Origin of the sequence: Polaribacter sp. IC066 (genome assembly GCF_007997085.1) — a bacterium.
In the GTDB taxonomy this organism is placed as follows: Bacteria; Bacteroidota; Bacteroidia; order Flavobacteriales; family Flavobacteriaceae; genus Polaribacter.
Genome location: NZ_VORR01000009.1, coordinates 64,563 through 76,602, shown reverse-complemented (window position 1 = coordinate 76,602; position 12,040 = coordinate 64,563). Strand labels below are relative to the sequence as shown.

9 protein-coding genes are annotated in these 12,040 nt (G+C 34.6%); 1 reads left to right on the top strand and 8 read right to left on the bottom strand.

Translation table 11 applies throughout. The features are described 5' to 3' along the window. Positions 1-99: 99 nt before the first annotated feature. From ES044_RS04680 to ES044_RS04645, 8 genes are all read right to left on the bottom strand, one after another. Positions 100-1,878, bottom strand: a complete 1,779-nt coding sequence (locus ES044_RS04680) for a cbb3-type cytochrome c oxidase subunit I (RefSeq protein WP_147118085.1) — start codon at positions 1,876-1,878, stop codon at positions 100-102. Positions 1,879-1,908: 30 nt separating this feature from the next. After that, positions 1,909-2,922, bottom strand: a complete 1,014-nt coding sequence (locus tag ES044_RS04675; RefSeq protein ID WP_147118086.1) for a cytochrome c oxidase subunit II — start codon at positions 2,920-2,922, stop codon at positions 1,909-1,911. 35 nt (positions 2,923-2,957) lie between these two features. Beyond that, complete coding sequence (locus ES044_RS04670; protein ID WP_147118087.1) at positions 2,958-4,376, bottom strand: quinol:cytochrome C oxidoreductase; 1,419 nt, start codon at positions 4,374-4,376, stop codon at positions 2,958-2,960. A 26-nt stretch (positions 4,377-4,402) separates the two neighbouring features. Beyond that, positions 4,403-4,951 (bottom strand): c-type cytochrome, encoded by a 549-nt coding sequence (locus ES044_RS04665; RefSeq protein ID WP_189663179.1) that lies wholly within the window; start codon positions 4,949-4,951, stop codon positions 4,403-4,405. Positions 4,952-4,961: 10 nt separating this feature from the next. Further along, a complete protein-coding gene (locus ES044_RS04660) occupies positions 4,962-5,489 on the bottom strand; it encodes a DUF3341 domain-containing protein (protein WP_147118088.1) in 528 nt (175 codons plus the stop codon). Between the two features lie 2 nt (positions 5,490-5,491). Then, positions 5,492-6,955, bottom strand: a complete 1,464-nt coding sequence (nrfD, locus tag ES044_RS04655) for an NrfD/PsrC family molybdoenzyme membrane anchor subunit (protein WP_147118089.1) — start codon at positions 6,953-6,955, stop codon at positions 5,492-5,494. Positions 6,956-6,975: 20 nt separating this feature from the next. Then, complete coding sequence (locus ES044_RS04650) at positions 6,976-10,044, bottom strand: TAT-variant-translocated molybdopterin oxidoreductase (protein WP_147118090.1); 3,069 nt, start codon at positions 10,042-10,044, stop codon at positions 6,976-6,978. 74 nt (positions 10,045-10,118) lie between these two features. After that, positions 10,119-11,426, bottom strand: coding sequence for a c-type cytochrome (locus ES044_RS04645; protein WP_147118091.1), 1,308 nt, complete (start codon positions 11,424-11,426; stop codon positions 10,119-10,121). Positions 11,427-11,620: 194 nt separating this feature from the next. Here ES044_RS04645 and ES044_RS04640 point away from each other — a divergent pair, with 194 nt between their 5' ends. Beyond that, positions 11,621-11,989 carry an SPOR domain-containing protein gene (locus ES044_RS04640; protein WP_147118092.1) on the top strand — a complete coding sequence of 123 codons (369 nt, stop codon included), beginning with the start codon at positions 11,621-11,623 and terminating at the stop codon, positions 11,987-11,989. Positions 11,990-12,040: the final 51 nt, after the last annotated feature.

Genomic DNA, 12,040 nt, shown 5'->3' with positions numbered 1-12,040 from the left:
AGATAATAGAAAATAGAATAGATGCTGTGTAAGTTTTGTTACATAACAAAAAACCTTTCCAAATTTGAAAAGGTTTTATATTTAGAAAGATTTAAAATACTATGAAGCTTCTTCGCCCTCTAATAAAGGTGTTGTTTGTAAAACAAAATCTTCACCATGTAAATAATCACTGTCATCATCATCGGCATCTACCCGCTTACTATAATCATATGGCCATCTATGTACTTCAGGTAATTTACCTGGCCAGTTTCCATGAACATGTTCTACTGGAGTTGTCCACTCTAATGTATTAGACCTCCAAGGGTTTTGTGTTGCTTTCTCGCCTCTATACATCGAGATAAAGAAATTTGCTAAAAATATTATTTGAGCAACCCCACCAACTAAAGCAAAAATTGTAATAACCACATTCACATCTGCTAAATCGTCAAACATAGGAAATGCTGTGTTTGAATAATATCTACGTGGTAATCCGGCTAATCCAATAAAATGCATTGGCCAGAATACCCCATACGCTGTAATTATGGTAATCCAAAAGTGCCAATACCCTAATGTCTTATTCATCATTCTACCATACATTTTTGGAAACCAGTGATAAATACCGGCATACATTCCGAATATTGCAGAAATACCCATTACTAAGTGGAAATGCGCTACAACGAAATACGTATCATGAATATTTATATCTAAAGCAGAATCTCCTAAAACTAGACCTGTTAAACCACCTGTTACAAATGTTGAAACTAATCCGATTGAAAATAACATTGCTGGGTTTAACTGTAAATTACCTTTCCAGAGCGTTGTGACATAATTAAATGCTTTTACAGCAGACGGAATTGCAATCAACAACGTTGTAAATGTAAATACCGATCCTAAAAATGGATTCATTCCTGAAACAAACATGTGATGCCCCCAAACAATTGTTGATAAAAATGCAATTGCCATAATAGACATTACCATTGCTCTATATCCAAAAATTGGCTTTCTAGCATTTGTAGAAATAATTTCTGATGTAATACCTAATGCAGGCAACAATACAATATAAACCTCTGGATGCCCTAAAAACCAAAATAAATGCTCATATAATACCGGCGATCCACCTTGATAATGCAACACCTCTCCTGAAATAAAAATATCGGATAAATAAAACGATGTTCCAAAACTTCTATCAAAAAGTAGTAAAAGAGCCGCTGATAGTAATACAGGAAACGAAACCACACCAATAATCGCTGTGATAAAAAATGCCCAAATTGTTAATGGTAATCTTGTCATTTTCATCCCTTTAGTTCTTAAATTAAAAACCGTAACGATATAATTTAGCGCACCTATTAATGAGGAGGCAACAAATATCGCCATCGATACTAACCAAAAAGTCATACCCGCTCCAGATCCTGGAATTGCTTGTGGCAATGCGCTTAATGGTGGATAAACCGTCCATCCTGCAGACGCCGGTCCTGCTTCTAAAAATAATGAGAACACCATGATTATACTCGATATAAAAAATAACCAATAAGACACCATGTTCATAAAACCAGAAGCCATATCTCTTGCTCCAATTTGCAATGGAATTAATAAGTTAGAAAAAGTACCACTTAATCCGGCCGTTAATACAAAAAACACCATGATCGTACCATGTATGGTAACTAAAGCCAGATAGATATCTGGACTCATTACACCGTCTGTTTGATGCGGTCCTAAAAAGGCTTCAATAATTGAAAATGATGTGTCTGGCCATGCCAATTGTAACCTAAATAACATAGACATGAGCACGGCTATAACTCCCATAAAAATTCCTGTTACAAGGAATTGTTTAGAAATCATCTTATGATCTTGACTGAAAATATATTTTGTTACAAACGTTTCTTTATGATTTTCTGACATAATACTATTTATTTGTAGTGAATTTTTTTTTTATTTTGTGAGAACTGTAGCTAAAGTTGGTTGAAGTGCAATCCATTTGTCGTACTCTTCTTGCTCTACAACTGTAATTTTCATTTGCATGCTGTAATGAGAAGCCCCACAGATTTTATTACACAATAAGATGTAATCAAATTCGTACAATTCTTCTCCTTTTGCATTTCTTATTTTATTGATTCCCCTTGTTTTGGCCATTACCTCTGGTTGCTGCCTCATCTCTTCGGTTGTGTACTTTGGAGTAAAACCAAACTCGGTAGTCATTCCTGGAACACAATTCATTTGTGCTCTAAAATGTGGCATATACGCCGAATGCAATACATCTTGTGATCGAAACTGGAAATGGACTTTTCTACCTTTAGGCAAATATAGTTCCGTTACTTGGATATCATCTTGCGCATTTACATCAGACATATCAACACCCATAGTATTTAGATTATTGATATCGATATAATTGACATTTCCTCTGCCCAATGTATTATCTTCACCTGCATAGCGAGCATCCCATCTAAACTGTTGAGAATATACTTCTATCACCACTGCATCTTCATCAGATAAATCCATTATATTATTCCACTGCCATAAACCGTAACCGATTAACACAACTAAAACTATAGCTGGAGTTACCGTCCAAATCAACTCTAATTTGTGACTGTCTGCATAAAATTTTGCTTTATTCGTTTTCTTACCTCTATATTTAAAAGTAAAATAGAAGATTAAAAACTGCATAAAAAATTGTACAATTCCAATTAACCAAAATGTTATATCAAATAATCTATCGTCATGTTCACCTTCAATTGAAGCCGATTCTGGCAACATTAAAACGTTCAAGGCTATTAGGCAATAGATCATCATGGCATATAAAAAAACCATGAAATATAGTGCATACTTACCTTGTTTCGAGTTGTCTTTATCATTAGCGATAACTCCTCTAAAATCTAAAATTCGAGTAATTTGCCAAAAACTTACACCTATCGCAACACCTATAAAAATATAAAATAGAGCTAACATATATATACTGTCTTAATTATTTAAATCTTAATTTATTAATGATGATCTCCTGAACTTTCTCCTCTGTGTTCTATATTATAGTAATGAAATTGTTCGCTTTCTTTTAAGAAAGGATTTCCTTTAGGTATCGGGTTCGCTTTTGCAAACGAACTAAACACAGTATATATAAAAATTCCTAAAAAGAAAAGCACGGCACCAATTTCCGGAAATCCGAAATACCACTGACCACCTACTGTAGCTGGCATTACCATTACAAAAATATCGATATAATGTCCTCCTAAAATTACAACACCCCCAATAACAATAAACCAAGGAATACTTTTATAATCACTATTTAATAACAATAGTACAGGAAAAACAAAATTCATTACAACCATTGCTAAAAAAGGTACTTTGTACTCCTCAAAACGAGCAACAAAATAAGTTGTTTCTTCCGGAATATCTGCATACCATATTAGCATAAATTGAGAAAACCATAAGTAGGTCCAAAATATAGAAAAACCAAACATAAATTTTGCTAAATCATGCACATGACTATCATTCACACCTGGCAAAGCTCCTTGTGATCGCAAATAAATCGTTACAAAAGCAATTACCGTTAAGGCACTTACTAACAAACTAGATAATATGTACCAACCAAATAATGTTGAGAACCAGTGTGGATCCAGACCCATAATCCAATCCCAAGACATCAATGTTTCGGTAACCATAAAAAGAAACAAAAATCCTACTGATACATTATAATTCTTTTTGTATGTTTTATTATTATCATTGGCAGTATCTTCTGCAATAGAGTTTTTACGAATATACCATCTGTAAGCATTCCAAATCGCTAAATATACTATTCCTCTAATTGTCCATCCAGTAGCATTTATCCACCATGATTTACCATCTACAATCGCATCATAATTTTCACTTGTCGGATCGAATGTACCCTCTGTCATCCATACGAACATGTGATTCCAGTGAAATACTGATGCCGACAAAATTACTAATACCATAATGATCGAAGTTGGCACCAAATTCGCGGTTATCGCTTCCATCACTCTAAACAACACTACTGACCAAGCTGATTGTGCAACTCTCTGCGAAGCATAAAAAGCCAGCACTAATAATGAAATTCCTAAAAAGAAAAATAAAGAAACATATACTGCTGACCAAGGTCTATTTTTAAGTTGATGATACACATGCTCCGCATGTTCATCATCATGTTCGCCATGAACAGCATCACCATGATCTAAACCTATAACTTTGGTACTTTCATTGTGATCGTTTACCGAAGCATCCTGATTCGTTGATTCATGCCCATCTTCTTGAGAAGACTCTTGTGACAACATTTCCTTTACGTCATCAACAGAACCTGGCGTACTTAAAAAGCCTACACCAATACCTATTGCCCCAAAAATAATTAGTGCAAATGATAACATTTTTAATTTACCCGAGAATTGATACATATCTTTCGTATTCTATCTTTATGTTATTATTTTAATAAATCTGCACGCAATTGTTCCACATAATGAATAATTTGCCAGCGTTCGTTATACGTTAATTGACCCGAGTGAGAGCCCATTAAATTTTTACCATGTATAAGAACATGATAAACACTACCTGCAGTTATATCTCTATCCTTATAATTTGGGATCCCCTCAAATTTCTCTGCTTGGGATAAATATCCATTTCCGTCACCCTTCTTACCGTGGCATGAAATACAATATATTTCATACATTGCTTTTCCGTTCTCTAAATTCTCTTCAGAAGAAGCTAAAGGATTTTTTAATTCAATTTTTGCTTTTTCATATCCTTCAGGAGTATCTGCAATATCATAAGAAGGATGGCCTCCAACTGGTATAGTTCCTCCTACCGGCTTACTATTCACAGGGTTTCCATTTAATCCTTCAGCATCATCTGCATCATACGGAATTGAAACATACATATCTGGCATGTATTCAACCTGCGGAGTTCTTTTATTATTGCAAGAAATAAAACTTACAAAAATTAGCAAAGCGATAATTAATTTTAAACTTTTCATCCTCTATATATTAGTGCTTATCTACTACATTAATTTCTACAGCACCTGTTTTCGTTAATAATGCAGTTAATTCTTCTACATTATCTTTTACAGGAATTTCCATTAAAAAATGATCATCTGTAGTTCTTGGGTCTGGATTCTCTGCTTCTTTAAATGGCCAAATTCTACTTCTCATATAAAACGTAATTACCATTAAATGCGCCGCAAAGAAAACTGTTAACTCAAACATAATTGGCACGAAAGCTGGCATATTTTCTATCCAAGAAAAGCTTGGCTTACCACCAATATCCATAGGCCAATCTTCAATCATCATGTAATTTGTCATCCAAATAGCGAATGCTAACCCTGTACAACCATAAAAGAAAGCCGTGATCGCTAATCTTGTTGGTGCTAATCCCATTGCTTTGTCTAAACCATGAACTGGAAATGGACAAAAAATTTCTTCTATTTGATGATGTTCTGCTTTCACAGCCTTTACTGCATCTAGCAAAATTTCATCATCATTATAAAACGCATGAATAACCTTTGATGATTCCATACTTATTCTTTTTTATTATTATCAGGGTTAATTTCCATTGTATCATTATTCAAGAGAACGATTGCTGGTTTTGTAGGAATACCTTGTTCGCTTCTCTTCTTATAAAATTCGCCCGAAGACTTTAATATTGTCTTTACTTCTGCTTGCGCGATTACAGGGAAAGTCCTTGCATATAATAAAAATAACACAAAGAAAAATCCTATTGTTCCTATGAAAATACCAACATCAACAAACGTTGGTTCAAAACGCCACCAAGTAGAAGGTAAATGACCTTTACTTAATACAATTGCAATTATATCGAAACGCTCAAACCACATACCAATATTAATTGCTATTGATATGACAAATGTCCACATAAAGCTTCTTCTAATTTTCTTAAACCATAATAACTGTGGCGTAAGAATATTAAAGAACAATAATGAATAAAATGCCCAAGCGTAAGGACCTGTTGCTGCTCCTACAGATAGATACGTATAGTTTTCATAAGGGGAACCTGTATACCAGGCAATAAAGAATTCAGTTGCATATGCAACTGCTACAATACCCCCTGTTAAAATAATTACAATATTCATATATTCGATGTGCATACGAGTAATATAATCCTCTAGATTAGTAACCTTACGCATAATTCCTAACAGCGTTTGCACCATTGCAAATCCTGAAAAAATTGCTCCAGCTACGAAATAAGGTGGAAATATTGTTGAGTGCCAACCCGGATTGATTGATGTAGCAAAATCCATCGATACAATTGTATGCACCGAAAGTACAAGTGGTGTTGCTAAACCAGCCAAAACTAAAGATACTTCTTCGAAACGCTGCCAATCTTTTGCTCTACCAGACCAACCGAATGATAGTAAAGCATAAATTTTCTTTTGAAAAGGCTTTACAGCTCTATCACGAATCATTGCAAAATCTGGCAATAAACCTGTCCACCAAAAAACCAATGATACCGATAAATACGTCGAAATTGCAAAAACATCCCACAACAGAGGAGAGTTAAAGTTTACCCACAAAGACCCAAATTGATTGGGAAGTGGTAGAACCCAATAAGCATTCCAAGGCCTTCCCATGTGAATAATTGGAAACAATCCTGCTTGAAAAACCGCGAAAATTGTCATTGCTTCCGCAGAACGGTTAATCGCCATTCTCCATTTCTGACGGAATAATAAAAGTACCGCTGAAATTAAAGTCCCCGCGTGACCGATACCTACCCACCATACAAAGTTTGTAATATCCCAAGCCCAACCAATGTTCTTGTTCAATCCCCAAACTCCAATACCTGTTCCTACAGTGTAAAAGATACATCCAAATCCCCAAAGCATTGCTGCTAAAGAAATATAGAACGCAATGTACCAATTCTTATTTGCCTTACCCTCTATAGGTTTAACAATGTCTTCGGTAATATCGTGATAAGTTTTATCACCTAATACTAAAGGTTCCCTTATGGGTGATTCGTAATGAGACATATTTTATAGGTTAAATTTAACTACGCTTCGTTTGTATTTCTAATTTTCACTTGGTAGATTACATTAGGTTTCGTCTGTAAGTAATCTAATACATTGTAAGCTCTTTTATCCTCTACTAAAGCAGTTACTTGATCTTCTTTATTATTGATATCGCCAAAAACCAAAGCACCTGTAGTACAAGCAGATGAACATGCTGTTTCAAACTCATCAGTGTTCACTGCTCTTCCTTCTTTTTTCGCCTTTAAAATTGTTGCCTGTGTTAATTGAATACACATTGAACATTTCTCCATAACTCCTCTAGAACGAACAACTACATCTGGATTTAACACCATTTTACCATATTGGTTATTCATGTTAAAATCGAACTCGTTGTTGTCTGCATATCTGAACCAATTGAAACGACGAACTCTATAAGGACAGTTGTTTGCACAATATCTTGTACCGACACATCTGTTGTAAGTCATTTGATTTTGCCCTTGACGACCGTGCGTTGTTGCAGCAACAGGACAAACAGTCTCACAAGGAGCGTGATTACAATGTTGACACATCATTGGTTGAAAAGTAACCTCTGGGTTTTCTGCCTCTGTTTCTAAACCTTCATACGTTGCAGCAATACCCAATCCTAATTCTTTAGCATCTTCTCTTGTTTCAACCTCCGAAGAATAATATCTATCAATACGCAACCAGTGCATATCTCTACCAACTCTTACTTCATCTTTACCAACAACTGGCACGTTATTCTCTGCATGACAAGCAACAACACAAGCACCACAACCGGTACAAGATGTTAAATCAATAGATAAGTTGAAGTGATGCCCCATCTCTCTATTATGCTCATCCCATAAATCAATTGTGTTCGCCTCTACTTCCTTATGATCATAAGAAACATAAGAAGGCTTATTCCAACCATTATCATGGTCTTTAGGAGCTACAGTATTGTATTCTTTTAACGAAGCAACTTTTAAAATATCATGACGGCCTGCAATTGTTTTTTGTACTTGCGTACAAGCAAACCTATGCGTCCCATCTACTTTTTCTACTTTTACTCCGTACTGTATATTATTAGCGTTCATGTACAATGCATATGCATTTACACCTACTTGCATTTCTTCTTTTAAACCAAAAGTTCTACCAAAACCCAAAGCTAACCCAACAGATCCCTTTGCCTGACCTGGTTGTACCATTACCGGAACAACTACCTCTTTACCATTTATGGATAACTTCGCATAATCTCCATTAATTGCACCATTATCTTGTACAGGATTTTCAAAACCTAACTCTTTGGCATCTGCCATAGACATAGTTAAATAATTATCCCAAGAAGTTCTTGTTATTGGATCCGGAAATTCTTGTAACCAAGGATTGTTCGCTTGCTTACCATCTCCTAAACCTATTTTTGTATACAAATTTAATTCAAAACCTGAAGACTTTACACTACCCATTAATGCGGATGCAACTGCATTCATAGAAACAGGTGCCATCTCAACATTTTCTTGAGCTACTTCTTCAACAACATCTCTTTTAAAGAAACCATTATGCAATGCTTTATTCCATGAGGCTCCGTTTAAAATATTTTCAGCTGCAAAGCCTTTCAAATAATCATAATAGTTTACAGAACTACCTGATAAATTTAAAAGTATATCTTGCGCTTGACGTGTATTAAATAATGGCTGAATTGTTGGCTGCATTAAACCATAAGTAATTTGATCGAATTGCGTATCCCCCCAAGATTCTAAAAAGTGTGGGGTTGGCAATGCATAATCCATTGCATCAACCGTCTCATTATTTTCCGTTGATAAAGCAACTTTTAAAGTAACCTTTTTCAATCCTTCTGAAAAATCTGATGAATTTGCTAGTGAATATATAGGGTTTACATTATAAGAAACTAATCCTGCAATAGTACCAGCTTTCATATCTGAAACTAATTGAGCAACTGCGGTGTCATTTCCTTGACGTATATTTAAGGTATTAACCGTATCAATAATTTCACTACCAATTGCTTTGTTTATGGATAAAGCAATAAGTTGCGCGTTTTTATCATTTAAACCTGTTAGAACAACACCTTTAGAGCCTGCCTTCTTTAATTCAAAAGCCATTTTCTTAACGATTGCATCTACAGGAGTTGCTTTGGATAAAACATTTTCACCTGTAACTGCATTATATAAATTTAACAAAGCAAAAACTTGATCAGAGGGCTTTACAACCACTCTTTTATCAGAGTTTGCACCAGTTAGTGACATATTACTTTCAAACTGAACATGGTAAGACATGTGACCAGTAGCAGGTTTTCTGCCATTAATATACCCTTTTTCTAAACCTCCATGAAAATCACCTAAAAAATCTGCCCCGAAAGAAACAATTGTTTTTGCATTATTTAAGTGATAATTTGGTAAAGTACGCTTACCGTGCATTGCCAACATAGCGTCAGCGGCAGCAGACTCTGAAACCGCATCATATATTACATGCTTTGCATTTGGATAAACAGCAATAAAATCTTCTACTATTTTTGCAGTTGAAGGACTTGCCATTGTTCCTGTTAATAAAACGACAGATTTATTCGTGTCTTTAAAATCAGTTAAAGAATTTTTTATTTCGTCTTCGGCCTGATTCCAACCAATTACTTCTTTATTTTTTGTTGGCTCTTTAATACGTAATTTCTCGTCATACAAAGATAAAACTGATGCTTGTACCCTAGCGCTTGTCGTTCCGTTTGCCTCTTTATTTGGCATAATTTGAATTGGACGACCTTCACGTGTTTTTACCAACACATTTGCAAAGTCATACCCGTCTGCCATTGAAGTTGCATACCAATCTGGCACACCAGCAATAACATCATTTGGTTGCACTACATAGGGAATCGATTTTCTAACAGGACCCTCACAAGCAGCCAAAGAAGCAGCAGCGGTTGTAAAGCCAACGTATTTTAAAAAGTCTCTACGTGAAGTAGAAGAATTTTCTAACGTTTCTTTATCACCTAAAAATTGATCTGTTGAAATCGCTTCTACAAACTCATTTTTATTCATCGTTTCAACAATAGAACTACCTTTTAGTTCCTCAACACTTTTCCAGTATTTTTTGTTTGAAGCCATTGTTTATTTGTTATTTAAGGATTAAAAAATTTAAAAAATAATTTTCTGAATCTTTTAATATTTGAATCTTTTTATTAATAGTGGCATTTACCACATTCCAAACCGCCTAATTGTGCAATAGTAACTTGCTCTACATCATATTTCTCGGCCAGTTCTTTATGGATTTTTTCGTAATACTCGTTTCCTTTTAAATCCACTTTAGTTTCTCTGTGACAATCAATACACCAACCCATTGTTAATGGAGAGTACTGATACATTTCATCCATTTCCTCCACAGGACCATGACATTTTTGGCATTCTAACCCTCCTACTTTAACGTGTTGTGAGTGATTGAAATAAGCAAAATCAGGTAAATTATGAAGTCTAATCCATTTGATAGGCTGTGTATCTCCAGTATACACTAAATTTTCAGGATCCCAACCAGCAGCTACATAAACTTTAGCTATTTCTTTGTCTAGTTCTTCTTTTCCGTATGTTATTCCATCCCATTCTACAACCGTACCTTCCGCTACTTCAGCAATATTCATGTGACAGTTCATACAGACATTTACAGAAGGAATTCCCGAATGTTTACTATGTTTAGCCGATGAATGACAATACTGACATTCGATTTTGTTTTCACCAGAGTGAATTTTATGCGAAAATGCAATTGGCTGTAAAGGTGAATACCCTTCATTTATACCAACTTTAAAAATCGTTCCAAAAGCTACATAAGCACCCATCAATAGAACAAATAGTGTTGCTAAAACCTGCAAAAATGTATTTGCTTTTAAACCTTCCCAGAGCTCATGTAAATCTCTTTTTAAGTTAGATTGCACTTCTGGCTTCGCCTTTCCTTTCAACTCGTTTACCTGCTTCAGTAAACCAGCAATCATTAAAAAAGCAACAACTATGGCACCTGCCAATAAATAAAGTATCCATTTTGGAGAACCTCCTCCATCAGTTCCAACACCTCCAGCAACGGGAGCGCCTGCAACAACTTTCTTAACAGGATCACCAACTGTGGTATAATATAAAATATCATTGATTTGCTGATCGCTTAATTGCGGAAAAGCAGACATTGCAGAACCATTGTATTCTTCATAAACGGCAATGGCATCTCTATCTCCAGACGCTCTTAAGGCAGCATTGTTCTTAATCCAAGCAAGTAACCAAGAATTTTCTCTTCTTTCCTCAATGCCTCCAAGCATTGGACCTACTAGTTTCTTATCTAATTTATGACAAGAGGCACATAATGATTTAAATAACTTTCTCCCTTCTTTTTGTTTAGTTTCGTCTAAATCTTGCGATTGAGATGAAAAACTAAAACCAAAAAAAAGAATGATTGCAAGACTCTTTAAAAGAATTTTGATTAATTTACTGTGTAACGCTACACTTTTCATATTTACAAACTATTTTTAGTATCGTGTATAAAATAGCTCAAAAAACGCTTTTTGAACAGTCAGACAAAAGTACTACTTATTGCTAAATTTTTAAAAAGGAAAAGACCGATAAATTTTAATTTATATCAGTTCTAAATAACGTAATTTTGCACTAAAATCTAAATGTACTCGTTATTTTTGCAAAAATATTATTTATGAAAAAGAACCCTTTTTTAACCTTTTTGTTTTTCTTTTTAATCTTTGGAACCCATGATTTTTTAGCTCAAAACAAGACGAATAGCAGCATTGAAATTAAACAATTAATTACAAAAAAAAGAGCTTACAATAGCTCTTTTGGCTATGGATATAGAATTCAAATTTATTACGGTAACGAAAGCAAGGCTAGAAGTTTACAAAATAAATTTAAGCTTACTTTTATTGATGTTTACACGAAACTTGAGTATAATAAGCCTGACTGGAAAGTGTTGGTTGGAAATTACAAAACGAAGTTAGAGGCAGATAAAGCCGTGATTAATTTCTCTGAAAAATTTTCAGGATTGATTGTTATCCCTTTAGGAAAATAACCTTATTACCCTAATCTTACCATCATCTAGTAACAAAAAAAACATCAGAAT